Origin of the sequence: Desulfopila sp. IMCC35006, from assembly GCF_005116645.1 — a bacterium.
Classification (GTDB): domain Bacteria; phylum Desulfobacterota; class Desulfobulbia; order Desulfobulbales; family Desulfocapsaceae; genus Desulforhopalus_A.
Map to the genome: position 1 here is coordinate 347,837 of NZ_SWCM01000001.1, position 25,055 is coordinate 372,891.

The window sequence follows — 25,055 nt, forward strand, 5'->3', positions numbered from 1 at the left end:
TGAGCAACAGGAGAAATACCATGGCGGATGCAGCGAAACGCAACAGCTATCTGGATGAAAACCAGAACCGATTCATTGAACAATTACAGCAATGGCTGGCAATACCAAGCATCAGCACCCTCTCCGAGCATAAAGCGGATGTAGCCAGAGCTGCCGACTGGGTCCGGGAAAGATTGCAGGCCATTGGTTTTCCCGAGGCAAAAACCATCGCCACGACGGGACATCCGTTAGTGTATGCGGAGTCGATGCTGGATAAAAACACCCCCACCCTGCTTGTCTACGGGCACTATGACGTGCAGCCGGTGGACCCCGTCAAAGAATGGCAGACCCCGCCTTTTGAACCAACCATTCGCGATGGAAACATTTACTGTCGCGGGGCAAGTGATGACAAGGCCCAGGTCATGCTCGTGCTGGCAGCTCTTGAAGCATGGTTCGCAGTGAACGGGGCCCTGCCGATAAACGTCAAGATCCTGCTTGAAGGGGAAGAGGAAGCGGGCGGCGCTTCGATCACCAGATATGTGCAGGACAACCCCGAACTCCTGCAGGCCGACGCCGCATTGATTTGCGATACCCATATGGTGCACCCGGAGCAGCCTTCGCTGGTGACCAGCCTTCGAGGCATCCTCTATACTGAAATTACCGTATCCGGTGCGAAAACTGATCTCCATTCCGGAAGCTACGGCGGCGTGGCGCCTAACCCGATTCATGCACTCTGCATATTGATAAACCGTTTGAAGGGTGAAGACGGGGTTATCCAGATTCCGGAACTTGCCGCTGCCACCCCAACCCCCACGGCTGCCGAAAAATCTTTTTTACAGGAAGATCCTCTGCACATTCAAGACGCCCTGTGCACCGAAATGGGGGTAACAGAGCTGGTAGGTGAAAAGAACTATCCGCCTCTGGAGCGGTTAGGGGTGCGGCCGACCCTGGAGGTTCACGGGATTCGCGGTGGCTTTACCGGAGAAGGCGCCAAAACCGTAATTCCGGCAACGGCACTGGCCAAGGTGAGTTTACGCCTTCCGGCAAATATCGATCCAGACGACGCATTTACCTGGCTGCAAAAAGCGGTACGCCGCAACATGCCGGCCGGCCACCGGGTGCAGCTCACCAATCTTCATTCGGGGAAAGGTTTTTATATCCATCCCGACAGCCGCTATATTCAGGCGGCGTCCCAGGCCCTCGAGTCGGTCTACGGCACCCCGCCGGTATTTATGCGGGAGGGCGGCTCAATTCCTATCGCCGCACTTTTTGATACGATCCTCAAAACTCCGGTGGTGCTGATGGGTTTTGGCCTGCCCGACGATACCATCCATGCCCCCAATGAGAAATTCAGTCTCGATCAGTTCAACAAAGGCATGAAAACGGTTGCCGATTTTCTGGGCAGACTGGCGGGCCAGCCAACTGGCCCGGCAACTTAAAGGAAATTTTACCGGCTATTGCCTCTGAGCGGCTCAAACAGATACTCCAGGCCATTGGCCTTGATCTCATAGACGATAGCCAGCATCTGGCCCAGTTTTCCTGCCGGAAAACCTTTCCCGGCAAACCAGACCACGTAGGGTTCTGGCAGGTCGATCAGCAGTCGTCCGGCATATTTGCCAAAGGGCATTTTCATTTGCGCCAGCTCAAGAAGCTGTTGATGATCAAAAGGTATTTCGCTCATGTCAGTGCATCCTGGGAAGAATTACCACTACCACGACAACCTTTGCTGCGGCAGATACCGCGGGTAGAGTTCCAGACTCCCTGCTCAATGGGCCCTGTTGCTGTCAACATACTGAGCCAGCGTCGCCAGGGATTGCAGAACAGTCCGGCTGGTGTTTTCCGAGTCCATCCTCACCCCATATTCCCGCTGAATGGTTACCGCAATTTCCAGGGCATCAAGAGAGTCGGCACCTAGTGGAGACTCCGGGCCGATCAGGGGGGCATGGCGATCGATCTTGTCCATTTCCACATCATCAAAATTACAGGTGGTGCAGATCAGTTCCAGCAGTTCTCGTTCAAAAGGTTCCATAAGAAGTTCAATATATTATTTCACTAACCCCGACAAAAAATTTTGCGGGTTAAGTTCGTTTACGAAATAGTTTTTCTATAAAAAACACAAGAAAGCTATTTCTGATTCACTAAGATTGTCAAGTTACAGGGTTATTATCGCGTTCGCGCCAGCTTCCAGGCAAAGAGGATACAGAGAAGAAAAAACAGCGTCATTCGACCGAGGTCATCGACAATGGCGGCCCCGCCATATCCCCGCACCAGCAGGTCCTGGAAAGCCGTCAATCCCCAGTTCAACGGCGATATAATACTGATCTGCTGCATTGTCTGCGGCATGGCATACACGGGAACCATGATTCCCCCGATGGCAGCAGAAGCGACTACCACCGTCGACCCCAGGGTGGATGCCTGTTCATAGGTTTTGCAGGCCATCCCCAGGACTATACCAAAACCGCAGGCCGCAAGACTGGAAAAGAGCACGGTAAGCAGCACAGCGAGTGGATGTCCGGCAACAACAAACGCCGGAAGCCCGATATATGGAAACAAAAAGACACCGATCAGGCCAATAAGCAGGAACTGGCAGAGGCAAACCCCCATATACGCCACGACCTTCCCGGCAAAGAGGAGCAGATGGGAGACCGGCAGAGAGGCGAGGCGAATCCATATGCCCGACCTGCGCTCCTGCAGAATTGCGCCGGCAATGGGGATGGCGGTAAAGAACATGCCAAAGAGCGCCCAGGCCGGAACATTTTGCTGCACGGGATTATAGGGGGGAGTCGTTCCTGCTCTTGCGCTATCCCCGCCGTCCTGCAAGGCAAACAGCTGCCGGCCGAAAAGAGCCGCGAGTCCTGCCGTCGGCAGCGGTCCAGCGTCCCTGGCGAGGCCGAATTGGCCAACTATTTCTGTTACTTTGCGCTCAAGAACGGTAATTTTTGCCTCCATGGCAATAGTTTCCAGGGCCATCTGCAACTGGGCGGTCAGACCGGAACGAAGACCGGGCATGATCCCCGGGTCAAAAAAAACATCCACAGGAATCTTGCCTGGTGCATTTTTCATATCATCTGCTTTACTCTCTTCCAACATGCCCTCTGTTCTTTGCTGCAGCTTGTGTGAAGATTTTTCCGGAATAACGACACCTACCTGATAGTCACCGGCAGCGACCGCCGCCTGCAGTGCATCACTGTTTTTCTGCCGTTTGTCCCAGACAACTATCGCAAAATTATTGTCCGACAACCGGCCGCGCAGGGAATTGCCAAGTCCTCCCTCATCCAGATCGAGAAACAGCAGCCGGGTGTTCTTCTGCCCGGTGAGCTCCATCACATTTTCCTGCACAAGGGTGATGACTATAACCAGGATCGCCGGCATAAGGAAAAGGACCAGCAGACCGGTACGATCCCGTTTCAACAGCAAAAGTTCCTTGCCGGCAGTGGTAATTATTTTGCGCATCGCATTACGTATCCCGAAGCTGCTTACCCGTCAAATCCAAGAAAAGCTCTTCCAGATTCCGGCTGCCGCTCTGCTGCAGAAGTCTATTGGGTTTGCCCTGCAGAATAATTTTACCGCCATCGATAATGCCTATCCGGCTGCAAAGCTCCTGTGCCTCCTCCATGTAGTGGGTGGTATAGAGAATTGTTATCCCCGCCAGATTAAGCGCTGTCAGCTGTTTATGAATCAAATGTCTGGACTGGGTATCGATACCGACGGTCGGTTCATCGAGAAAGAGAATTTGCGGAGCGTGCAACAGTCCGGTGGCGAGATTGAGCCGACGCTTCATCCCCCCGGAATAGGCAGAGACCAGCCGCGTCGCCTGGTCGGTGAGGCCGGCGAACTGCAGACACAGGTCAATTCGCGCTTCGAGCAATTTCCCGCCAAAGCCGTACAGTCTGCCAAAAAACGATAGATTTTCCCGGGCAGACAGCTTGTCATACAGCGCAATTTCCTGGGGAACTACGCCGATAATCTGCCTGATTTTATGTGCCTGCCGACGAAAATCCATACCCATTATGGAGACGGTACCACTGTCGGGCGGAAAGAAACCGCTGAAGACCGAAACCGCCGTGGTTTTACCGGCGCCATTTGTGCCAAGCAGCCCAAAAAACTCGCCTTTATTAACCTGCAGATCAAAATCATTCAAGGCGGGCCGGCTGCTCTTGTTATAGCGTTTAACGAGCGAATTGGCTTCAAGTGCGATGCCGGACTCTTTTTTATACAGGGAGGGGTTGCGGGCATTCATGACTGTTTTTTCACCCAACCTTCCAGCTCTCGGAAGAAGTTTTCTTCCAGAGAGGCACATTGCCGAATGCTCTCTGCCATAACCGTGTAGGTATCTTCCGGCCGGGCACGATTTTTACATATGCGGGCGGCAATAACCGCAAATTGTCGCCAGCTGTCTCCTGCCTGGGTCAATAGCGCTGCATAGTCAGCCAGGGATTGATCCTCCAGGACAACTCCACTCTCCTGAAGAAAAGCAGCATACATAAACCGAAAACCGCCGCCACCGGTACCAATTTCCTCCTGCATGCGTACGACATGACCGACATGCAGAGCAGCGTTTTCTTTACCCAGCCGATCAGGCCATCGTTCCAGTCGATTGGCCAAAAAGCGTATGCCCTTGACACCTATCAAAGGGAAAGGGCTGCCAAGCATCATTTTACAGACCGATCTGATACCCTTGACGATAAGGGACCGTCGCTCGAGATTTTCGGGCACTCGAGTCAGATAATACATTTTCCCTTTCGGCGCGAGGGCTCCTGAAGCGAAGCGAGCTCTCGCCAGGTCTTCACCGGGACAACGCACAGGCCCCGGAAATACCGGATCACTGATCAGGTACTCATCCCCTTCTTTGCCGTAGACCACGAGGTTATGGGCATTAAAATGAAAACGCAGGGCGCTCGGGAAATAAGGCAGCCAGTAGACACCGGTCTGCAGTCCCACCGGGATTGAATGAGCCAGGGCATCATCCAGCGCCGCCATAGCCTGGCTTTTATCCCGAAATTTTTGCTGGTGCATGCTGATGCCGGGAATTCTGCTTATTCGTTTCAGGATATGCCCGGCAGCGGAACGATAGGTAACAAGCGGCAGACCATTGAGCCGGATAAAAGGCAGGTAGCCAAAAAACAGCCCGCCGCCGATACCAAAGGCCATGGCTTCGGAAATTTCAATTCCCTTATGACGGAGCAGACTGGCAGCGACACCGCTTTCGCAATGGGCAGACTGGGTATGGGAAAAATCAGGCAAAGGGCCGGGCCTCATCCGCATTTTGTTTATAAACAGGCGGTCGCAGTCGGCCTTCCCGCAGATCATCAAGGGTAACCTTAAACGTCTCCCCGTATTTTTTTAAGGTGCCGACACGCAACCGCTTAAAAAAGAAAGGTATCATATGCAGACGAACCGACCAGCGAGACTGGCCGGTATAACTGGCAAGCAGGCTGACATTCATTTGATTGGCCGTCATATAATAATGCAGACAGCTCGCCCGGCCAGCTGCAACTTTCGCCTTTGCTACCTTGATCTGCCTGTCTATTTCGGCCCATGCCTGGCGATTGACGATATCCACGGGATGCCACATGGAGCCGGCAACGAGCTCGTGGTTTCCCCGGTAGTTCTGGACATAACTGACAATTTTTACGCCACCGGTTATCCCGTTATCTGCAGCGTGAGTGTGGTTATCCATGCGTTTTCTAAAAAGTGAGCCCGAGCAAGAATTTCAGCGAGTTAAGGGGTTCGTTGGGTTCCTCCGTACCTGCATTGGAAATATGATGATAGCGTACTTCAAAAAGGATCTGATGGGCGGTATCCCAGTCATTTTTCAGACCGATGCCGAATTGATAATTACCGTTGAGATCGGCACCCATTCCCTCGATATCGGCAAAACTATACACCGGCCCACCGCCGGCAAACAGATACGGCTGCCATTGCTGCGCTGAAGTAAAGGTGTAACAGGCGAGAAAATTCACCCCGACCATAGCCGAGACATCAGGACTGACGACAAAGGAAACCGGCAGCTCCACCAAGAGCGAATGATACCCTTGATACCAGCCGGAACCAATGTCATCGACAATATGATGATTATAGCGGGGAATCAGATCAATGGTTTCAACGCGCTGGGAGGTATCCCCCCAACCTGGAAAACTCTGGCCATAGCCACTGATGATGGCCCAGTTGTCCCGGGATGTGTCCAGACCGTCGGCATCGGCATAACCGGGCAGAAGAAGACTGCAGAGGAAAAAGACGCCGATCAGACGGACACCGCCAATTCCACTATTATGAGCGGCCCGGTTGATTCTTTCTGTCACTGGTGCAATGGACGGGATCATCATTTTTTATCCGGTAATTGATTGGGAGATCTGAAAAAACAACTGGTGACAGATTCTTTATACTGTAAGCAGAAACAAATTTGCAAGAGTATTGCAGGGTACTTTGCAATGCACCTGGAGGCCCTGCGTTTCATCCATGCTTGCCGAGTGCTCCTTTCAGCCCCTGCAGGGGGATATGTTCCTTCATCACCGGACGCCCGATGATTTGCGCCAGGGTAACGACATCAACAGTTCGGGCCAGGGTGGCAAATAGAGAATCGAGTTCTTGTTGCCAGTAGTCCGACAACGCCTGCCGGCAGGGCGGGAGGTCATGGAGCATGATTATATCTCCCGGTTGCAGCCGGGAAAGAATTTTTTCGGCCAGGTTGTGGATATTTCGGTTTCCCCGGTCAAAGGCACGACAACTGAAAGTGACCGTAACAAGCCCTTCTGTTGCCAAGACGTTGACCACCCGAGGACTGGTAATCCCTACCGGTGGACGAAACACAAGCGGCTGCACGCCATAGGCCTGTAAAATTGTCTGGGTGGCATGAATATCTTTCTGAACGGTCTTCCAGCTTCGCAGCATCAAAAAATTATCGTGCTGCCATGAATGATTGCCGATGGTATGCCCCTGAGCTATGATTTCTGCAATCAGTTCAGGATATTTGGCTGCTTTTTCACCCACTACGAAAAAAGTGGCCTGCAGCTTGTGCCGTGCCAGCAACTCAAGCAAAACAGGAGTCGAGGCGGGCGATGGTCCATCGTCAAAGGTCAGAGCAACCCCCTGAGATCCCGGCAGGCCCCGACTGATAACCGGCAGGAAAAAACTATATTGCGGGAAAAACGGGGCACAGAAACAGAGAGCAAGAAACACAGCCAGGGGCACCGCTGCGAGAAACGGATGAATGAACAAGAGCAGGACTGCACCGCCCAATGCGATCATGCCGGTTTTCTCGGCAGCAGAAAAAGATGTCTTAGGCGTATTGTCCGGCACCAGCTCACTCTTTATCAGCCCGGCCGACGATCCAGACCAATTCCGGATTCCCCTCCGAGACTTCATGTATAGAAATCATGAAACCAGCTTCCTGCAGCATTTGTGCAATTTTTTCCCCTGAACGGTACCAGGGATTTCTGCCGGCTATTTTTATCCGCCGGTCCTCCAGGTGCCATGACCACGATGGACGGCCACTCGGCATGATGACAAACCTGGTCACCAGAATACCCTGATGGTCGAGTGCCATATAACTTTTTTTAAAAAGAGTCGACACCGTTGCATCATCCAGGTGGTGCAGCATATCAAGGAGCAGAACGACATCGATCGGCCGGTCAACAACGGGCAGATCCGGGGCCCAGCCAACTGTTATCCGGCCACGCTCGCCGGCACCGATGGCAGCCACCCTCACCCGCTCGGGATCCGGATCGATACCATAAACCCGGGCTTGCGTAAAATACTCCAGACACCAGCAGGCCGGGACACCATAACCGCAGCCAATATCGAGCATGGTCGCCACGTGCTTACGCTGGGCCAACATTCGCGGCAATTCCTTGAACATTGGATCAAACTGCAGCTTGAAGCGGACAAACATCCTTGGATACGCTTCCAGCATTCGGAAGCGATGCCGAATTCGACAGGTAATATCTCTGTTGTCCAATTGCATACTGCTTCTTTTATTTTCGCCGGCAAGATATCGATCGAGCAGAGGCGGCAGCAACAGGAATGTCCCCAGCAGAGAATAACCAATGCCGAGCAGAGAGGTAATGCCAACACTTTTCAAAACCGAGTGTTCGGCAAAGCAGAGCACACCAAAACCGATGAGCGTAGACGCACCGGACATAAACACGGCGACACGCACCAGAACATACGACGGGTGACTGACATCACGGTATCGCTGGTGGGCCCGGACACAGAAAATGGCATAATCAATGCCCATGCCGAGAATAACAATGGACAGCATAAGCGACGGAATATCAAGAGGATGATGCAGAAGTCGCAAAGTCCCCAAGGTACAGATATAGGCAAAAACCGCCGGCAGCAAGGTAAGCAGAGTAAGCCGCAGGTTAAGATAGAAAAAATACAGCAGCAGAGCCATACTGACCGCAACGATCACCAGCATGGTGGTAAAGCTTGAAAAGAGGATATCCGCCAGCCGCCTGGTAAAAAAAGCGGCCTCGAATATACTGGCATCTTTACCGTACGATTGTTGAAAATCGGCTCCGTCATACTTTTTTCCGGGCAAAAGAGTGACAAACTGCAACAGACCGGATTCTTTGCCATTATGCAAAATACCCAACAGATTATAGTATTTTTCCGGGATCGGGTGAAAGGACGCAGCATACCCAGGATCGAGCAGAGAGAAAAAACCGGCAAAGGCATCGGGGGTAAAGCCAAACTCAGCGCCGGCATTGCTGAGCGCCTGCTCAATACGTTTGCTCCTGCCGTCGCGCCAGAAATTCTGCCAGGCCTGCAGATTCAGAACCCCTCTTTCCCTGCCGGGAAAAATCATCGAGGGCACAAAAGCGGCCCGCAATACATCTTGGTCGATATCCTGTTCAATTTTGGCCAGAAGCTTATCGTTTTCCCGCTCGATTTCCGTTATACCACCACCCTTTTTCATCAGCGTAATCCGTTCGCCGATGCTCCCCCATACCCTGGAAAACAATGCATCGGCGGCCATCGTTTCCTCCGTCACCGTGTTCATGCTCTCAAGACTCACGGCAAACTGCGGCCTGGCAAAAAAGAGCAGGCCAACTGCCAGCAGAACTGCTGCCACGAAACCGGGCTTACCGCTGTTATAGAGAGAGTTGACCAGCCCGCGAAGAGGGAGAGCGCGGTCGCGGCCCGGCGGCATAGTTGGAAAAATCCGTGGAAAAATCGAGTGAATAAACAAAAACGAAAAAAAGATACCCAGGGCGGTGAATTGCCCCAGTTCAGTAAAAATTGGAAATCCGCTGCAGCTGAGAATGACAAAGGCCCCGATGGTGGTAACGACCGCCATAAGACCGATAGCCCGCACCTCGGAGGAGGCATCCCGCCCTTTGGTCTCATGACTGCGATCCAGAAAAAGCAGATAGGCGATGCCATGATCGACGGTGATGGAAATTATCGCCCCGCCAAACCCCAGCACCATAACCGAGATCGACGAATGGAACAGCGAGTAGGCAAAAAGAGCGGCACCGGTCCCGGCAAGAGCCGGCACCAGCGACAACAAGCCCAGCAGGGGCCGGGAAAAAAGCACCAGCAGGAGAAGTCCGACCCCAACCGTTGCCAGCACCAGAGCCAGCTGTACATCGTGGCGGATGATACGTTCGTTGTCCAGAGCAGCCCGGAAGGCACCTACCGGGGTAAGGGTTATCCGTCGTCCTGACGGATTATATTTCTCATTGAGAATACGGGAGCTTTCAGCTATCAGGCCGGCAATCTTCCGGGCAGAATCGGTGTCGGTGCCTGTTGCCAGCGGGCGGGCGGTCACCAGCAGATGTTGTCCGTCAGCGGAGAGCAGCGCACCCCGAAAAAACCTGGTATTGAGCGAGGGGGCAAGCGGCGCCAGTCTGGCCAGGACCAGATCCTTTAAACCAAGCGGATCAAGCCCGATGAACTCGGCCTGTCCGATGCCCTCCATGCTGTTCAGGTCCTGATATAATTTTTGTATCCGGGTCTTGATCTTTTCCGCCGTCAGCAGAGGCGCGACCATTTGGTCCAGTTCCTCCCCGGAAAAGAGCAGTGGCAGGTTTCGTGCGGCATACAGGGCCATATCCGGAATAAGCTCACCGAATTCAGCACTCCCCACCTGGGCAAAAAGCCCGCTGTCCTGCATCTTTTTTTCAAGCAGCGTACCGGCCTCAACCAGAGTATCCGGATCGTCGACATCGAGCATGACGTCGACTGCAATCTGATCATGGATGGGATGGTGGGCAAATATTTCAAGACCATCGGCGATGACTTTATCTCCTGACGGCAGGGAGCGAACCACATCGGTATCGAAGTCCAGGCGCAGCAGTCCTATGCCTGCCAGAGCAGACACCAGCAGGGAAACTATAAGAAGGAGCCGGTAATTGATCATTTTTCTGTTACAATGCCTTGAAAGCCAGCAGGGCGACCGCCAGCAGGAGGAAAAAAGCAAAAAACTGCAGTATCACTTTATGATTCTGATAAAATTCGTTGGCCTTCTGGATAAAGGGCAGTCCGCCACAAATCCTACGTATCCGGTCGATGACCAGCGTCCGGTTATCTGAACTGGCCGGCCACTGGAAGGCGCACATGGGGTATAAAGCATAAAAATCCTGGTTATGGCGGCGCAATAGCTCATCAAAGGGGATATTGTCCCACATCTCCATGGCTATTTTTTGCGCAAAAGATCGATTCAGGGCATAGGCATGGGCCAGGCAACGATAGGTAATATTAACCAGGTTCTTCTGCCCGGTTTTCCCGCTACCGTCGGTAATGCAGCCAAGAAACAACGCATTCCAGTTGCCAACCAATCCCATGTTGTGGCAGGCGCTACGTAAAACGTCCGGATTAAATCGCTGGAACAGAATATCATCTTCAAAAATAAGAATATTTCGAGCTTTTGCAGCAAGCCCTCTGTTCAGACAATGCATATGCGAGTCAAAAATACCCTGCTCCGGATTTTCCGGATGTTTTGCCACAATAACAAACTCGACCCGATCCAAGAGACCAACCTCGGCGAACTGCTGCCGGGCATGCTCTCTCCGGTCCGTACGTGTGTCAAGGGAAATGCAGTAGATTTTATCGAAAAAGTCCCAGCTGTCGGGCTGCATGGTTATATATTGACTCACGCTCTTTTTTATTTATTTGCGTTTGATTGATAGCTATTCTGTTGTATATTCCAGTTGTAATCAGCAACGGCTTTTACTCTTTATACGACTGCACCATGACACGCATAATCAGGCATAAAATATTACAATTCGGCACGACCGACTATGTGCGCTCGGCAATCGCCGAGCAGGCCGATCTTTCTGCATTCAAAGAAAAACCTACCCCAATGCTGCTGGTCGGTGTCTTTGCCATCGGAGTCAGTTTTGTCATCGGCTGGCCGGCAATTGCCGCTCTTGGCGCCTTGTCGATTAAGATCCACAATCCCTGGATCGTCGCGGTTGGCGGACCTCTCACCTATATCCTGTCACACCTGGTTTTTCTCTTTGGCATGTACCTGTCCGGGGCAGTGTATTCGCTCATCCTGCTGCGCTGGCTGACCAGAATTTCCATGGAGAAGCTGCTCGCCTGGGCCGACAACAGCTAGTTTGTCTCTGTTTTTTTTAAGGACACTGCTGACATCCCGCATCCTCAGGCCGTCTACCGTTTCATACAACTGGCCGCCGTCATCCCAGATAGCTAAATCAAAATTCAACTCACCGTCTAAGCAAGGGGTCTGTCTGACCCTGGTAATGTAAGACGAACCCGGCTGCGTTGGTCGAAGCACGGTGCGTCGCCTGAATCCCACCGGAAAAGGGACAAAATCAACCGTCTGCTGTCCCAGCACACAGGCGGCATGCAGGGCACCGTCCAGCGGGAAGGGTGAACCGATTGTTTTTTGTATTGCGTCATTTGAACAAACCGGAAACCGGGGGGCTCGCAACTTGCCCCAGGCCTCATGTTCAAAAAGATGCAGTGCCTCCTGCAGCGTCCGGTAGCTCGGCCCAAAGGGCACCAGCTTGCGGTAGAGATAGTCCACCTTGACCTTGATTCCACGGGCTGTCGGTGGCCCGGCAGAAAAATTTATCCTGGGCGAATTATGAATGCTGTCTGGCACAGCTCTGGAGAAGAATATCTTGCAATGTTCTTTGATCCTGCTCATTGCTTTAAACTGGCTCCTGCTGAGCAGCTTTGCCTGCACCCGGTCATCTGGATGGGCGGAACACTCAATCAGGGTGGACAGGGAAGCAGCGTCGGGAGCAATCTCCAAAAATTTGGCAAAGCAGGCATCCTCCATAACGTTGATGTTGATTCCCGGGTAGGCTGCAGCCACATGTGCGGCCAGCTGCAGCATGCCCTCCACCGCAGGCAGGACTATCTTATCGTTAAAGATGTGATCCTGAAACCAGGGTTTAACCGCTATGATGCAAGGAAGACGACCGGTATCCATCAGCAGGGAAACCCATCCCAGAGGCTGATGGTTTTTTGATCAATTTCAACAGGGAGGCCGTTGCCGTTGACCGCGCAGTGTCTGGTCATGCCGGTGCAGGAAATTTCACCGCCTTCCGCCTTGGTGATGATATAATCAAACTGCACCTTGACCATCTCCAGCTTGGCGGGCCGAGTATGAATATATATCAAATCGTCATAAAAAAGCGGGGAATAATAGTTGAGCTCCGTCTTGATAATGGGATAGACATAGCCGCTTTCTTCAATTTTTTTATACGGATACTGCGCTTCGCGCATAAGCGATGCGCGGCCGAATTCAAAATATTTCAAATAATTGGCATGGTAGACGGCCTGGGAACGGTCGGTATCGACATAGAGGGTGCGCAACTCGGAACGGTGCCAGACAATGCCGCTGTTGCTGTCTCTGACATAGCAGGGATTATCCAGAAATTGGGGGATAAATGGTTTGGGACGCATTAGTGCCTTACTCCTGAACCTAAGTCATTACTAAAAAAGCATAGATGTACATGTAACATTACCAACTCCAACAAACCACCAAACCACCAAGGCACTTATCCCCCATTTGGAAGATTGTAAAAAATATACCGCAAAAGTGACAAAATAAAATCCTGCCGTTGTGCCGAGGGATCACACACCTCGAAAAACGATACAACAGTTGGTTCCACCAAAGCCAAATGAATTCGACAGGACAAATTCATGGGCATGGTTGCGGGCGGTGTTGGGGACCACATCTATATCACTGAATGCAGGATCGGCGATATGGTTAACAGTAGGCAGCACTATCCCCTGGCGCATGGCCTCGATTGCCAGCGCCGCCTCAATGGCCGCAGAGGCGCCGAGGGAATGGCCGACCTGGGATTTATTGGCCGATACCGGTATCTTCGACACCTCTTTGCCGAATACGGCGCGCAGGCACGCAACCTCGGTGCCGTCCCCGGTGGGTGTTGAGGTGCCGTGGGCATTCACCGCCCCAATGTCGGCAGCGGAAATTTCCGCATCGGAAATGGCGTCATGCATGGCCCGGATAATAGTCGTGCTGTTTGGCCGGGTGAAGTGATTGGCATCGGAGTTCCAGCCGATACCGGCAACCTCTGCTTTTGGGGAAAGCCCCAGGGAATGGACCGCATCCTCCGCTGCCAGCAGCAGCACACCAGCACCTTCAGCCAGTATAAACCCCCGCCGATCGACACTAAACGGCCTGGATGCCTGGGTCGGATCGGTTGCTGCGCGGTCTGTCGGGCCAACTTTCAACGTTGCCTGCATATTGGCAAAGCCTTGGATAATTTCCGGAACAAGGCACGTTTCGACGCCGCCGGCCAGGATGAAATCGCAGTCCCCGTCGCGAATCATCCTCGAGCCGACAGCGATGGCATGATTGCCCGAGGCGCAGGCTCCCTGGGGAGAAAAAATAGGCCCGGTAAACCCCATAAGCATCCCGGCTTTACCGGCAGGCAGATTGGCGCACACATTGGGCAGCAGATAGGGGCTGACCTTCAGCGGCCCCTTGTTGACAAAATTATCCATGGCTATCCGATAGGAATCGGTACCGTTCAGCGCCGAGCCGATCAGGCAGCCGGTCCTGGGACCGGTTTCCTCGTTTATTTCCAGCCCGGCATGCAGAAGGGCCCGCCGGCAAACCTCCATGGTCAGAAACACATAGGCAGCATTCCACAAAGAGGCCTCTTTACGGTTCACATACGATAACAGACTGGGGTCCCAATCGGGAATTTCGCCAACCACATTCGCCCGGCTCGGCGTCTCGCAGCGGGTCAGCCGACGAAAACCGGCCAGTCCGCCCAGCGCCCCCTGCCAGGTTGCGGCAAAGGTGTTGCCAAGTGCGGTAGCTGTGTCATAACCGACGACAAAGACTCTTCTGTTTTGCGGTGCCTTCATATTTTTTGAGTTATCTACTTTTCTTAAAGACCGCGCAGGCGTTGCAGCCGCCAAAACCAAAAGAATTTTTCAGGACAAATTCCTGGTCCAGGGTGCGCTTCCCCTCGGCAACACAATCGATCTCTATTTCCGGATCCGCAGTGTAATTGATGGTTGGCGGGACAATATTGTCCGCCATGCCCAGCAGGGCGAAGATGCTTTCAATGGCACTTGAAGCCCCCATCGCATGACCGATAAGCGATTTATTGGCACAGACCGGTGGTGATGAATCGCCAAAAATGGCTCTGATGGCGTCGTACTCAACCTTATCCCCTACCCTGGTTGACGCCGCATGGGCGTTAATCGCCGCGATATCGCCTGGTGCAAGTGCGGCATCGGTCAATGCATCCTGCATACATTTTTTTATGGTGGCAAAATAGGGTGCGACAAAATGATGGGCATCAGAGGTCATCCCCCATCCGGCAATCTCGGCGCGATACGGCAAACCATGCGCCTCGGCGAACTCCCTGGTGGTGAGGATCACCGCCCCCGCACCCTCGGAAATGACAAAGCCGCGACGATCTGCGGAAAACGGCCTGCTGGCCGTTTTCGGCGGATCGTTTTCCCGCCCTTTAGGCGGGTTATACACCCCGTTCATGGTATGAAATCCGGCAACGATAGGTTCAACCAGCGCGAAGTCGACTGCCCCGCAGAGAGCGACGTCGGCCCGATTCTGGGCAAGAAACATGGCCCCGACAAGCATCGATGTCAAGCCGGTGGCACAGGCGGTTATCGTCGAGGTAATCGGCCCCCGCGCCCCGGTCATAATGGCGATCTTGCCCCCGATCATATTGATGCAGGAGTTGGGATTCACATAAGGAAGAGGCAGTTTATTTTCCGCCTGCAGTTTTCGATCAGCGCTCAGAACCGCGTCGAGTCCGCCAATGGCTGAACTGTAGGTAACGGCTGTCCGAAGAGCAACATCCGGCGTCAGCTCAATTCCGCTTCTGCTGAGCGCTCTGGCCACAGAGAGCATGGAGTACTTGAAGACCGGGGAGCTCCAGGCCGCCTGATGCCGGGCCGATAGAAAAGGATAGTCTTCAGCGTCTATATCCGGCACCTGACCGGCAATATGCACAGGGAAATTTTCAGCAAGCACAAAGCGGGTGAGTGGCCCGATACCACTTTCCCCGGCAAGGGCCCGCTGCCATTGCTGGTCCAGGTCGCTGCCCAAAGGAGAAATGGCGTCGTAGCCGACGATGACCGCATCTTTTCCTCCCATAAAAACTTACCAGGGAATGAATTGATAGAGCTTGGCAAACATTTCATAAACCTCTATCCAGTTCTGCAGGTCTTTGGTCGTCTTGATATGGGCCCGCTTGTTGACCATGACCCAGCTCATATGGGCGGCGCCATCCTTGCAGGTACTACAGTCACGGGTTTCCGAAGTACAGCAGCGATGCATGGTATGCAGATCGGATGACCACCGAATAAAATTCGTCAACCGCTTGGGCCGGGGTTCTCTCTTGTCGATGGGCTCCGTCACTGAAGGGCATTCCATCCAGCCGAAAGGCCGACCGAGCATCCTGCCGGTGGTAATAATCTCGTGGTAATACCTGGAGGAGATCACCGTCTCTGGATATTTGTCCAGCATATCGTCCATTTCCGCCCGCACCGCGATCAGCTCATCCGGCTGCCAGGAAAAACCGTCCACTTCCTCGTCATTGGACAGCAGCTGCATATGCACCTTCAGGCCGACATCTTGTATCTTACGGATGATTTTTTCCGTTTTGCCAAGTTGTTTCGGGGTGATGGTATAGAGATAATAGGCATGGGGATCGCCGGCATAGTTGGCGCTGGAAATCTTGAAGGTGTCCTTGCCGCGGAGCAGTTGCTCGTCTTCCGCGTCACCCCATAAAGAGAGCCCGACCATCATGTCCGGAAAACGGTCTCTTGGCACCTTAATCAAACCATTGGTGGCGCAAAAAGTCGGTAATCGTTTATAAAACGCCTCGACCCTATCCAGGCACAGCGTTGGTTCGCCGCCGATCAGGATCGCCAGATTGACACCGCGCTCCATCTCTTTTTCGACAAAACCGTGCCACTTACTGATATCTTTTTCTTCGGATGCCACCTCATGTTCCCCTGAGGAAAAAAAGAAACATCCCTTGCAGCGCAGGTTACACCGATCGGTCACATCATAGATGGAACTGCGGATGTTGAGCCTGGCAATTTTTTTATACCGCTCGAACCAATGATCATCGAGCAGGGAGCTGACAGTTATCATAATCTTACTACGTATTTAAAGGCGGATTGATGAAGTCGGCACAAAGGTTCGGTCCCTTATCATAGCCTCTGACCCAGACGGCAAGATAAGTATCGACATAATCGAGCCAGGCGGAAAATGTCACGGGATCTATCGCATGCCGATACATCCTGGCGGTGACGACGGCACTTCCAGCCGCATAATGCCGGCAGTCATCACAATTGGTATCAGGCACACAGCAGGCGGCGTCACGATTCCACTGCAGATCAGTGCGATATTGCCTGAACGATCGGCCAAGACCAATATCCGTCGAAGGATTCATCCGGGGATAGGTACAGGAAAAGAGATCATGCAGACCCTTCTCCGAGGTGTGAGCGACAATGTTATAGGTGGAGAAGAGCACGGTTTGCGGATATGCGGTGAGCAGTTCGTGCATCATCGCCCGTGTTTTCTGCAGCGATGCAGGGCTATGACAGAGCTGACCGGTATATCCGACCGGCGCAGAAAACATATTAAAAGTTATCTGCTGCCCGTTTTCCGCGAGCAGCCTGGTCACTTCCCGGGCCTCATCAATGTTAAAGGGGGTAAAGGTATAAACAAAGACCGCCCTGGGATCATCCTTATAGTTGGCCATCTGGCGGACCAGCATATCCGGGGCTTTGCGAATAGCCTGGCTGGTTTGATCATTGCCCCATACCGAGATATGGATTCGGTAATCTATCTCCCGCGGAATCGGCTTCAGACCGTTTGTCGCAATGGCACCAAGGGGAATAACGTCATAGCAGACCGCACACAGTTGCGGCACCAGCGAGGGTTCCGCCCCGGCCAGCACGACAAAGGTAATGCCCCTTTTTTTTTCCGACACGAGCAGTTCCCGCCAGGCGGTCGCATCGTTATTTTCATCGGCAAACTGTTTGTCACCGATAAAATAGTAACACCCCTCGCAGCGGATATTACACCGGTTACTCATATCGTAGGTGGATTCGCGCAGGAAGAAATAACGCCGAACCTTTTCCCACCGTTCTCTGATTACCGGATCACCAATAATATCAGAGAAGCTGTATTCTACTTGAGCCGACATTTATTCGTTACTATTGAGTTTTTCGTCAATGTACCGGGCAATGATTCGAACAGTCGTCAATTTGGGATAATCGTCTTCATCGATTCGAATCTTATACTCATCTCGTAAAAACAATGCGACCGTTGCCATGTCCATGGAATCGATGCCGACTTCGTCCACGAGGTCAAGATCAGGATCGAAGGTCTCGGGGGTAACATCTTCGAGCTTGAGTTCGTTGATAAGTATTTCTGCTATGCGGGTAATGGTACGGCTAATGTCTTTGCTCATGAATTTTTTTATTTATTCGTTATTGTTTCGTTTTCAGTGAAATACATCCAGCCGGAACAGACATCCTCACCCCCGCTGGTAATCTTGAAATTATATTGATCTTTTTTATTACCGCAGGTGACGTGAATATCAAGCACTTCTTCAGGTCTGACGATCTTTCTAAACTTAACCCGGCTGAGCCCAGTCATGCGCACGTTACCTTGTTTTGACTTGGCAACAAGATCCGCAACCATCTTCAACTGGGCAATACCAGGTAAAATCGGATCATCAGGAAAGTGACCGGAAAACCAGGGGGAATGGGCAGCTGTTGTCACAGATGCGGCCATTTTACCTTCTTCCATTTTTTTTTCAACCTGTGAATACTGTGTCGAATACTATCAAAATTGATTCCAGCGTCATACTGAAACGCATTTTTATACCATTAAGGCCGGGAATACACAACAGCTTACAGCTTGAAAACTGTACAGGTTGTGCAGTTTTCCGGTCAGTGGATAACGATTCATCTCTAAATCGAGTTTGATGTTTTACGATCTCGACGAGTTTTTTCAGGCGCATACCCTCTTGGCAGCATGAACGACATGTGCTTGCAGACGATCACCCCCCTGGCGCCCCGGGTCGCATCCATTGCCCTCTGCCTCAACAAACCAGAATAATCCGCATATCCATGACATTCGTATGCGTCGGTCCGGTTTTATACAGATCGCCCAAGGTATCAAAGAAATTATAGGAATCGTTATTTTCAAGATACTCCTGCGGATCAAGTTGCTGCCGGGCAGCCCGTTGCAGCGTCAGGTGGTCGGCAAAGGCCCCGGCTGCATCGGTGGGACCATCGCTGCCATCCGTTCCGGCACTGAGTACAACAATAGCATCCATCCCTGGTATGGCAAGCGCTGCGGCCAGGGCAAATTCCTGGTTTCTGCCCCCTTTGCCGGATCCCTTGACAGTGACCGTTGTTTCCCCGCCGGAGAGCAGACAGGCAGGTTTGGCCACGGGATGATCGTGCAACCGTGCCTCCCGGGCTATTGCCATATGCAGCGCGGCCACCTGGCGGGTTTCCCCCTCCAGCTGCGAAGAGAGCAGCAGGGTATTATAGCCGAGTCGCTCAGCTTCCTTCCTGGCTTGCAGCAGAGCATTAAAATTGCTGCCGATGATGACATTTTGGGTCTTTGTAAAGATGTCCTGGCCGGCCTTCGGGGTCTCCGGAGCTATTCCGGCGACACCAGATGCAATATGAGCCAACACCCTGGGCGGGATCTGCTTTTCAATACCATATTTATGAAAAATTACCCGGCAATCGACAAATGTCGTGGAATCAGGGACACAGGGCCCCGAAGCAATACTGTCCAGATCATCGCCAACCACATCCGATAAAATCAAGGTCACGAGCGTTGCGGGATAGACCGCCCGGGCAAGTCCGCCCCCTTTTATAACCGAGAGATGCTTTCTTACCGCATTCACCTCATGAATAGTTGCGCCGCAGGCAAGCAACACCCTGGTTGTCTCCTGCTTGTCCCAAAGAGTAACCCCGGCAACGGGGAGCGGCAGCAAAGCGGAGCCGCCGCCGGAAAGAAGACAGATGACCAGCGTTTTTTCATCGGCGGAAGAGGCCAGATCATATATTGCCCGGGCAGCAAGATGCCCGTTCTCATCGGGAACCGGATGACCGGCTTCATGAATTGTTATTTTCTGCAGACGCTCCAGGTGAGCGTATTTTACCGAAATTATCCCTTCAGAAAGATGCTCACCTAAAATTTCCTCCATCGCCCGCGCCATTGAGGCTCCAGCTTTTCCGGCCCCTACCACAACCACCCTGGTAAACAGAGCAAGATCATATCGGCAGCCATCAACAAGCAGTACACCATCTTCAAGCCGGCAATATTTTTTAATTGCCGCACCGGGAGCAACCGCCTGGAGGCCCGCTTGAAATATCGCCATCGCATCCCGGCGCTTGTCTAAAAGTTGTGAGTGCTTGGTGTTGTCCATAAAGAAGAGCCTCCGTTAACAGTATGACTTCTCTAGGGAAGTTCAACCGCCCAGGTGGCCAGCGGCGGAATATTTTTAACCGTCCCCTGCTCCTGTAAAAACTCGGCGAAGCGCTTATATCTATGCTGATCCAGGGCGCCGGGGCGCAGGGCAAAACGCGGCAGGGTATCTCTCCAGGCGCGTCGGTTCAGTTCATCATCAAGGCTCTTCCTCTCGCCCTTGATGAACAATTGCCAGCTTTCATCCGGATGATTGACTAAATACTGCACGCCTTCCTCCAGGGCATCGACAAAATGGCGCAATCTGGCATCGTTGATTCGATCTTTATTCGCCACCAGAATCAACTCATCGTAGGCGGGTATGCCATTTTCTTCAACATAGAACGGTCTGCCGGGATGTTTTTCGATGTCCATCTGGTTCATTTCAAAATTTCTAAAGGCGCCGATCACCGCGTCGGCCTGGCCGGTAAGCAGAGATGGCGACAGGGAAAAATTGACATTGACCAGCTTCACATCGGCCAGGCTGAGTCCAGCTTTGGCAAGCATCACCTTAAGCAGCACGGTTTCAAAACCGCCGACCGAATAGCCAATGGTTTTGCCCTTCAGATCGGCCAGGGAGTGGATCGGGCCATCGGCCAGGACCACCAGGGCATTAAGCGGGGTGGCAATCAACGTTGCGATGCGCACCAGGGGCAGGCCCTGATCAACCTGCATCTGGTGCTGATGCTGGTAGGAGACGGCGATATCGGCTTTCCCCGCGGCAACCAGCTTGGGTGGATCGTTTGGGTTGGAAGGGGCAATAATTGTAACATCCAGGCCATGGTCGGTAAAATATCCTCTCTCCAGGGCGACATACAAGGGGGCGTGATCGGGGTTGACAAACCAGTCCAGCAGGACAGTCACTTTTTCCAGCGCCATCGCCTGCGTTGCCGCTCCGGTCATAAGGAGCATCAGGGTGAGTAAGAGCGTCATGCCTGTTTTTTTCATTGTCGGATTCCTTTTTTATCCCAGAAAATGAGCTTCTCCATGGCAAAATCAATGATGAAATAGAGAAGCAGCGAAACCGCGGAGAGCAGTGCCAGTGCCGCAAACATAAGATCAATCTGCATTCGCGCGTTGGCATGCAGCATATAAAAACCAAGTCCGGCGCTCGAGCCGACCCATTCGCCAACGACGGCTCCGATAGGCGCCACTGCGGTTGCCACCCGCAAACCTGAGGCAAAGGCGGGGAGCGCCGAGGGAATGACGATAAAGCGCATTATGGCCAGCGGCCGACCGTCCATAATGCGCGCCAGTTCCAGCAGCTGCGGCTCTGTTCGCTGCATGCCGTAATAAAATGACGAGGTTACCGGAAAAAAGATGATGAGCACCGCCATGGCCACTTTCGATGCCATACCATAGCCAAACCAGAGCACAAGAATGGGCGCGAGCGCAAAAACGGGAATGGCCTGGCTGATGACCAGCACGGGCAGCAGCCAGCGCTTGAGCAATGGTGACAGGGTCATTGTTAGCGCCGCAGCAACTCCTAAAAAACTGCCAAGGATTATGCCGAGGATTATTTCCGTCAAAGTAGTCTGCAGGTGGTGCAGCAACAATGACCAGTGACTGATTATGGCATACAATACCGGCAGCGGCCCCGGCAGGATATAATGCGGAGCGTCGGTAACCAGGACCAGGAGCTGCCAGAGCAGCAAGAGGCCACCGCCGAGAAGTGTCAGCCTGATTGCCTTCACCGGTCGCTCTCATCCATAAGCTGACTGAGTAAACCACTCAGGTTGGCCTGAATTTCCGGATCGTCCATGTTTCTTGGCGGTATTCCGGCAAGGGCAACGACGCTTTTCACCTGGGCTGGCCTTTTAGACAGGACCACAATGGTCTGCCCCATCCGCAGGGCCTCCATCGGATCATGGGTTACCAGCAGCACCGTCGCCTGACGGGTCAGTCTGGCGGAAAGATCCTGCAGTTTCATCCTCGCCAGGGCGTCGAGGGCGGAGAAAGGTTCATCCATCAGCAGCACCGGCCGGTCTTCCATAAGGGTTCGCAACAAGGCGCCCCGCTGGCGCATCCCGCCGGAGAGAGTCGCCGGCAGGGCATCCTCATATCCGGCAAGACCCGCCTCGACCATCAGGTGTCGCGCCTGGCGGCGAAGGGCTGCTGACTCCTCATGGCGCAGCTTTGCGCCGAGCAGGATATTATCGAGGAGCGACAGCCAGGGAAGCAACAGATCATTTTGGCTCATCCAGGCGATTTTGTTTTTCTCGGCCCCGGAGTCAATGGTAATTGTCCCTTGATAGCCAAAAGAGGTGGTACCGGATATCAGCCGCAGCAACGTTGACTTGCCGCAGCCGCTGGGGCCGAGAACGCAGGTGCATTGTCCTCCCACAACCGTCAGGGACAGCCGGTCAAAGAGCGGGAGACCTGCGAGGGTAAGAGAAACATTGTCAAAGACTATTGCCGGGGCCTGTTTATGATTCTGGGTGCGTGCTGCCAGGCTGTCAACCCTCACTGCTTTGTCTGCTCGAATTGATAAAAATGATGGACCGGACCATGTCCCTTGCCTATTGTATAGCCGGCACCGGCAGCAATTGCCCCGGTAATATATTGTTTGGCTTTACGAACGGCGGTGATGATGCTGTCTCCTTTGGCAAGATTTGACGCGATTGCCGAAGACAGGGTGCAGCCGGTGCCATGATTGTTATTGGTCGCAATCCGTTTGGCGAAGAGAAAAATCATCTCCTCCCTTTCGCCCAGGTACAGACAATCATCGCTATCCTCCCCTTCAAGATGCCCCCCTTTGATCAACACATTGGCACATCCCAAACGGCACAGCTCTTTCGCAGCCTCGTAGACCATGTCCATGGAGGTGATTTCACGGCCCAGGAGTACCGATGCTTCCGGCACGTTCGGGGTGAGAAGGGTGGCCATGGGAATTAAATGGCTTTTGAGAGCATCAATAGCCTCATCCTGGAGGAGTTTATCGCCGCTTTGCGCAATCATAACCGGGTCTAAAACAATATTGGTAACAGCAAATTTTTTGAGCTGTTCTGCGACAGTCTTAATCAACTCCGGCGAGAAGAGCATCCCGATTTTCACAGCGTCCGTACCGATATCGCCAAACACCGCTTCCATCTGCTGCTGGACAAATGGGGTAGGCACGCCATGGATACCGGTGACGCCGACAGTATTTTGCGCCGTCAGCGCGGTAATAACGCTCATACCGTAACAGCCGTTGGCGCCTATGGTTTTAAGATCCGCCTGAATCCCTGCCCCCCCGCCGCTGTCTGAACCGGCGATGGTCAAGACCCGGTGATATTTTTTATTAGCGACTGTTTTCATGCTCTTCCTGTTGATAAATGTTAGCGGAGGGCTTGCAACACTGGGCAGCGCGTCAGGCTCCTGCCGGAGAAGCTGCTTCAATTCGGCCGCCGCCGTCTCAGGACACGCCGCAGCAACGATTGCCGAGACAACCGCCGCACCATCCGCTCCTGCCCTTACTATATCACGGATATTGCCGACATTGATACCGCCAATGCCGACGAGCGGGATTTTGACGGCCCGGCGAATCAGGCGAATCCCTTCAAGCCCCAGGGGTGCGGCGATGTCCATTTTGGTATCCGTGGTAAAGACCGGGCTTATGCCGATGTAGTCCGCGCCTTCCTGTTCAGCGATAATTGCATCATCGACATTTTCCGCGGAGATACCGATAATCATCTTTTCCCCGACCAGACGCCTCGCATCAGCAATCGACATATCGTTCTGGCCGAGATGGACGCCATCAGCTCCGATTGCCAGAGCCACATCCAGCCGATCATTGATAATCAGGGGAATTCGGTGCTGCTGCAGGAGCGACTGGAGGCTGCGGGCCTCGTCCAGAAACTCCCGGGTGGAACAATGCTTCTCCCGCAGTTGGACGCAGGTGACACCCCCGCGGATTGCGGCACCGACAATGTCCACAGTAGAGCGACCCTGCGACAGGCTTCTGTCGGTCACTAAATACAAGGAGTAATCAATCTTGATCCGGGCAGAGTCAGCCTTCATAGATGCGACATCCCTTGGCAAGCTGTTCCGGCGTCATGATATAGAGGGCATCCAGAAGGTGCATCATAAAGGTACCGGGTCCATGAGCGGCCTTTGCCGCCATCTCTCCCGCCAGGCCGAAAAATGCCAGGCCGGTTGCGGCGGCACTCAGGAAGTCGCTATCCACTGCGGCGAAGGCACCGATCACAGCGGTCGCGGAACAACCCGTTCCGGTGACATACGGCATCAGGGCATGGCCATTGGCAATATTGATGACACGGCTGCCGTCGGTAACCAGATCTATCGGCCCGGTAATCGCCAGAATGGTGTGTAACTCTTTTGCCAGCAGGCAGGCACTCGCTGCCGCATCCTGCACACTATTGGTTGAATCGACACCTTTGGTCGTCGTTTTTTGACTGCCAAGAGACATTATTTCCGAGGCATTGCCACGAATAACACTGACCATGGTCTTGTCTATGATGGTCCCGGCTGCGGCCGTTCGAAATGACGTCGCCCCCGCGCCGACCGGATCCAGTATTATCGGCTTGTGCAATGCCGTCGCCCGTGCCCCGGCTATTACCATGGATGCCACCCAGTCTTCAGTTAAGGTGCCGATATTGAGAACAAGGGCTCCGGCAAAAGCAACCATATCCTCCACCTCGTTTGCAGCATGGGCCATAACCGGCGACGCGCCCATGGCAAGCAGGACGTTGGCGGTATAATTCATCACCACGAAGTTGGTGATATTATGGATTAGTGGTTTATTTTCGCGAATACGCTGCAGATTTTCCGCAGCCTTCAGGGCAAGATTGACCATAGCATGACTCGACCGGTAAAGATGATAGACGCTTTCGCTGGTTTAGCAGGAAGAAAGACCGGGCGGGCAGATCGAAGAAATGAGAAACCACAAGAGACATTTCTGCAATTCCCTACGCTGGTGTTATCCAGGTCAGGTTCAACGGGTATCTTCTCAGGCCACAGCGCCACCCCTGCAAAAAATAGTACGCACGCATCTTTAGGTGAATCTAAATGCAATGTCAAGGCATTACTTTTTTGACCTGCCCAAGCAATTGCTTGCCGACTCATCCCCCGAGGAGGTATATTGCGGGGAAAATGAAAAAGCCGACTCCCCCGGTACATTCAAAAAAAGCTGGCACGCTGT

Annotated in this window: 25 protein-coding genes, 1 pseudogene and 1 riboswitch; of the genes and pseudogenes, 2 read left to right on the forward strand and 24 right to left on the reverse strand. The window is 53.1% G+C overall.

What is annotated here, in order from left to right; all coding sequences use genetic code 11:
• Positions 1-20: 20 nt before the first annotated feature.
• Positions 21-1,418, forward strand: a complete 1,398-nt coding sequence (locus tag FCL47_RS01550; protein WP_136811696.1) for a dipeptidase — start codon at positions 21-23, stop codon at positions 1,416-1,418.
• A gap of 8 nt (positions 1,419-1,426) precedes the next feature.
• On the opposite strand, the gene FCL47_RS01555 is transcribed toward FCL47_RS01550, so the two are convergent.
• The 10 genes from FCL47_RS01555 to FCL47_RS01600 form a co-directional block, all read right to left on the reverse strand.
• A complete protein-coding gene (locus FCL47_RS01555; RefSeq protein WP_136811697.1) occupies positions 1,427-1,660 on the reverse strand; it encodes a DUF3820 family protein in 234 nt (77 codons plus the stop codon).
• A gap of 84 nt (positions 1,661-1,744) precedes the next feature.
• Positions 1,745-2,008: a phosphopantetheine-binding protein gene (locus FCL47_RS01560; RefSeq protein ID WP_136811698.1), complete on the reverse strand. Its 264-nt coding sequence runs from the start codon at positions 2,006-2,008 to the stop codon at positions 1,745-1,747.
• Between the two features lie 134 nt (positions 2,009-2,142).
• Positions 2,143-3,432, reverse strand: coding sequence for an ABC transporter permease (locus tag FCL47_RS01565; RefSeq protein WP_136811699.1), 1,290 nt, complete (start codon positions 3,430-3,432; stop codon positions 2,143-2,145).
• A gap of 4 nt (positions 3,433-3,436) precedes the next feature.
• A complete protein-coding gene (locus FCL47_RS01570) occupies positions 3,437-4,237 on the reverse strand; it encodes an ABC transporter ATP-binding protein (protein ID WP_240744095.1) in 801 nt (266 codons plus the stop codon).
• Positions 4,216-5,223, reverse strand: a complete 1,008-nt coding sequence (locus FCL47_RS01575) for a BtrH N-terminal domain-containing protein (protein WP_240744096.1) — start codon at positions 5,221-5,223, stop codon at positions 4,216-4,218. Before FCL47_RS01575 ends, FCL47_RS01570 begins: the two co-directional genes overlap by 22 nt.
• The gene (locus tag FCL47_RS01580) at positions 5,216-5,659 is read right to left on the reverse strand and encodes a hypothetical protein (RefSeq protein ID WP_136811701.1); all 444 of its coding nucleotides are present in this window, start codon (positions 5,657-5,659) and stop codon (positions 5,216-5,218) included. The genes FCL47_RS01575 and FCL47_RS01580 overlap by 8 nt, the downstream gene beginning before the upstream one ends.
• 7 nt (positions 5,660-5,666) lie before the next feature.
• A complete protein-coding gene (locus FCL47_RS01585; protein WP_136811702.1) occupies positions 5,667-6,305 on the reverse strand; it encodes an acyloxyacyl hydrolase in 639 nt (212 codons plus the stop codon).
• Positions 6,306-6,432: 127 nt separating this feature from the next.
• Positions 6,433-7,344: a polysaccharide deacetylase family protein gene (locus tag FCL47_RS01590; protein ID WP_136811703.1), complete on the reverse strand. Its 912-nt coding sequence runs from the start codon at positions 7,342-7,344 to the stop codon at positions 6,433-6,435.
• Positions 7,283-10,345, reverse strand: coding sequence for an MMPL family transporter (locus FCL47_RS01595; RefSeq protein ID WP_136811704.1), 3,063 nt, complete (start codon positions 10,343-10,345; stop codon positions 7,283-7,285). The genes FCL47_RS01590 and FCL47_RS01595 overlap by 62 nt, the downstream gene beginning before the upstream one ends.
• A gap of 7 nt (positions 10,346-10,352) precedes the next feature.
• On the reverse strand, positions 10,353-11,081 hold the full coding sequence (locus FCL47_RS01600; RefSeq protein ID WP_136811705.1) for a glycosyltransferase: 729 nt from the start codon (positions 11,079-11,081) through the stop codon (positions 10,353-10,355).
• 95 nt (positions 11,082-11,176) lie between these two features.
• Between FCL47_RS01600 and FCL47_RS01605 the strand changes: the two genes are divergently transcribed.
• Positions 11,177-11,545, forward strand: a complete 369-nt coding sequence (locus FCL47_RS01605) for a hypothetical protein (RefSeq protein WP_136811706.1) — start codon at positions 11,177-11,179, stop codon at positions 11,543-11,545.
• Here FCL47_RS01605 and FCL47_RS01610 read toward each other — a convergent pair.
• From FCL47_RS01610 to thiM, 14 genes and pseudogenes are all read right to left on the reverse strand, one after another.
• Positions 11,426-12,388, reverse strand: a complete 963-nt coding sequence (locus FCL47_RS01610) for a polyketide synthase dehydratase domain-containing protein (RefSeq protein ID WP_136811707.1) — start codon at positions 12,386-12,388, stop codon at positions 11,426-11,428. The two genes, FCL47_RS01605 and FCL47_RS01610, sit on opposite strands and share 120 nt — an antisense overlap.
• The gene (locus tag FCL47_RS01615; RefSeq protein WP_136811708.1) at positions 12,388-12,864 is read right to left on the reverse strand and encodes a thioesterase family protein; all 477 of its coding nucleotides are present in this window, start codon (positions 12,862-12,864) and stop codon (positions 12,388-12,390) included. The genes FCL47_RS01610 and FCL47_RS01615 overlap by 1 nt, the downstream gene beginning before the upstream one ends.
• A 171-nt stretch (positions 12,865-13,035) precedes the next feature.
• Positions 13,036-14,301, reverse strand: coding sequence for a beta-ketoacyl synthase (locus tag FCL47_RS01620; protein WP_136811709.1), 1,266 nt, complete (start codon positions 14,299-14,301; stop codon positions 13,036-13,038).
• A gap of 10 nt (positions 14,302-14,311) precedes the next feature.
• Entirely contained in the window at positions 14,312-15,562 is a 1,251-nt protein-coding gene (locus tag FCL47_RS01625; protein ID WP_136811710.1) for a beta-ketoacyl synthase, read from the reverse strand.
• Between the two features lie 6 nt (positions 15,563-15,568).
• Positions 15,569-16,567 (reverse strand): radical SAM protein, encoded by a 999-nt coding sequence (locus FCL47_RS01630; RefSeq protein ID WP_136811711.1) that lies wholly within the window; start codon positions 16,565-16,567, stop codon positions 15,569-15,571.
• Between the two features lie 7 nt (positions 16,568-16,574).
• Complete coding sequence (locus tag FCL47_RS01635) at positions 16,575-17,627, reverse strand: radical SAM protein (RefSeq protein ID WP_136811712.1); 1,053 nt, start codon at positions 17,625-17,627, stop codon at positions 16,575-16,577.
• Positions 17,628-17,894: an acyl carrier protein gene (locus tag FCL47_RS01640; RefSeq protein WP_136811713.1), complete on the reverse strand. Its 267-nt coding sequence runs from the start codon at positions 17,892-17,894 to the stop codon at positions 17,628-17,630.
• Positions 17,895-17,902: 8 nt separating this feature from the next.
• Positions 17,903-18,247 (reverse strand): annotated as a pseudogene (locus tag FCL47_RS01645) (3-hydroxyacyl-ACP dehydratase FabZ family protein); the annotation flags it as partial.
• 283 nt (positions 18,248-18,530) lie between these two features.
• Positions 18,531-19,877, reverse strand: a complete 1,347-nt coding sequence (locus tag FCL47_RS01650) for a glycerate kinase (RefSeq protein WP_136811715.1) — start codon at positions 19,875-19,877, stop codon at positions 18,531-18,533.
• Between the two features lie 32 nt (positions 19,878-19,909).
• A complete protein-coding gene (locus FCL47_RS01655; protein ID WP_136811716.1) occupies positions 19,910-20,863 on the reverse strand; it encodes an ABC transporter substrate-binding protein in 954 nt (317 codons plus the stop codon).
• The gene (locus FCL47_RS01660) at positions 20,860-21,609 is read right to left on the reverse strand and encodes an ABC transporter permease (RefSeq protein WP_136811717.1); all 750 of its coding nucleotides are present in this window, start codon (positions 21,607-21,609) and stop codon (positions 20,860-20,862) included. The genes FCL47_RS01655 and FCL47_RS01660 overlap by 4 nt, the downstream gene beginning before the upstream one ends.
• On the reverse strand, positions 21,606-22,382 hold the full coding sequence (locus FCL47_RS01665) for an ABC transporter ATP-binding protein (RefSeq protein WP_240744097.1): 777 nt from the start codon (positions 22,380-22,382) through the stop codon (positions 21,606-21,608). The genes FCL47_RS01660 and FCL47_RS01665 overlap by 4 nt, the downstream gene beginning before the upstream one ends.
• Complete coding sequence (gene thiD, locus FCL47_RS25395) at positions 22,379-23,914, reverse strand: bifunctional hydroxymethylpyrimidine kinase/phosphomethylpyrimidine kinase (RefSeq protein WP_136811718.1); 1,536 nt, start codon at positions 23,912-23,914, stop codon at positions 22,379-22,381. The genes FCL47_RS01665 and thiD overlap by 4 nt, the downstream gene beginning before the upstream one ends.
• Complete coding sequence (thiM, locus tag FCL47_RS01675) at positions 23,904-24,710, reverse strand: hydroxyethylthiazole kinase (protein WP_136811719.1); 807 nt, start codon at positions 24,708-24,710, stop codon at positions 23,904-23,906. Before thiM ends, thiD begins: the two co-directional genes overlap by 11 nt.
• 92 nt (positions 24,711-24,802) lie before the next feature.
• A riboswitch (TPP riboswitch) is annotated at positions 24,803-24,894 on the reverse strand.
• Between the last annotated feature and the right edge of the window lie 161 nt (positions 24,895-25,055).

Excerpts from the sequence above, each read along its gene's own strand:
- FCL47_RS01550 (WP_136811696.1), top strand. The coding sequence starts at position 21 with ATGGCGGATGCAGCGAAACGCAACAGCTATCTGGATGAAAACCAGAAC.
- FCL47_RS01555 (WP_136811697.1), bottom strand. The coding sequence starts at position 1,660 with ATGAGCGAAATACCTTTTGATCATCAACAGCTTCTTGAGCTGGCGCAA.
- FCL47_RS01560 (WP_136811698.1), bottom strand. The coding sequence starts at position 2,008 with ATGGAACCTTTTGAACGAGAACTGCTGGAACTGATCTGCACCACCTGT.
- FCL47_RS01565 (WP_136811699.1), bottom strand. The coding sequence starts at position 3,432 with ATGCGCAAAATAATTACCACTGCCGGCAAGGAACTTTTGCTGTTGAAA.
- FCL47_RS01580 (WP_136811701.1), bottom strand. The coding sequence starts at position 5,659 with ATGGATAACCACACTCACGCTGCAGATAACGGGATAACCGGTGGCGTA.
- FCL47_RS01585 (WP_136811702.1), bottom strand. The coding sequence starts at position 6,305 with ATGATGATCCCGTCCATTGCACCAGTGACAGAAAGAATCAACCGGGCC.
- FCL47_RS01590 (WP_136811703.1), bottom strand. The coding sequence starts at position 7,344 with ATGAAGTCTCGGAGGGGAATCCGGAATTGGTCTGGATCGTCGGCCGGG.
- FCL47_RS01595 (WP_136811704.1), bottom strand. The coding sequence starts at position 10,345 with ATGATCAATTACCGGCTCCTTCTTATAGTTTCCCTGCTGGTGTCTGCT.
- FCL47_RS01605 (WP_136811706.1), top strand. The coding sequence starts at position 11,177 with ATGACACGCATAATCAGGCATAAAATATTACAATTCGGCACGACCGAC.
- FCL47_RS01610 (WP_136811707.1), bottom strand. The coding sequence starts at position 12,388 with ATGGATACCGGTCGTCTTCCTTGCATCATAGCGGTTAAACCCTGGTTT.
- FCL47_RS01615 (WP_136811708.1), bottom strand. The coding sequence starts at position 12,864 with ATGCGTCCCAAACCATTTATCCCCCAATTTCTGGATAATCCCTGCTAT.
- FCL47_RS01620 (WP_136811709.1), bottom strand. The coding sequence starts at position 14,301 with ATGAAGGCACCGCAAAACAGAAGAGTCTTTGTCGTCGGTTATGACACA.
- FCL47_RS01625 (WP_136811710.1), bottom strand. The coding sequence starts at position 15,562 with ATGGGAGGAAAAGATGCGGTCATCGTCGGCTACGACGCCATTTCTCCT.
- FCL47_RS01630 (WP_136811711.1), bottom strand. The coding sequence starts at position 16,567 with ATGATAACTGTCAGCTCCCTGCTCGATGATCATTGGTTCGAGCGGTAT.
- FCL47_RS01635 (WP_136811712.1), bottom strand. The coding sequence starts at position 17,627 with ATGTCGGCTCAAGTAGAATACAGCTTCTCTGATATTATTGGTGATCCG.
- FCL47_RS01640 (WP_136811713.1), bottom strand. The coding sequence starts at position 17,894 with ATGAGCAAAGACATTAGCCGTACCATTACCCGCATAGCAGAAATACTT.
- FCL47_RS01650 (WP_136811715.1), bottom strand. The coding sequence starts at position 19,877 with ATGGACAACACCAAGCACTCACAACTTTTAGACAAGCGCCGGGATGCG.
- FCL47_RS01655 (WP_136811716.1), bottom strand. The coding sequence starts at position 20,863 with ATGAAAAAAACAGGCATGACGCTCTTACTCACCCTGATGCTCCTTATG.
- thiD (WP_136811718.1), bottom strand. The coding sequence starts at position 23,914 with ATGAAGGCTGACTCTGCCCGGATCAAGATTGATTACTCCTTGTATTTA.
- thiM (WP_136811719.1), bottom strand. The coding sequence starts at position 24,710 with ATGGTCAATCTTGCCCTGAAGGCTGCGGAAAATCTGCAGCGTATTCGC.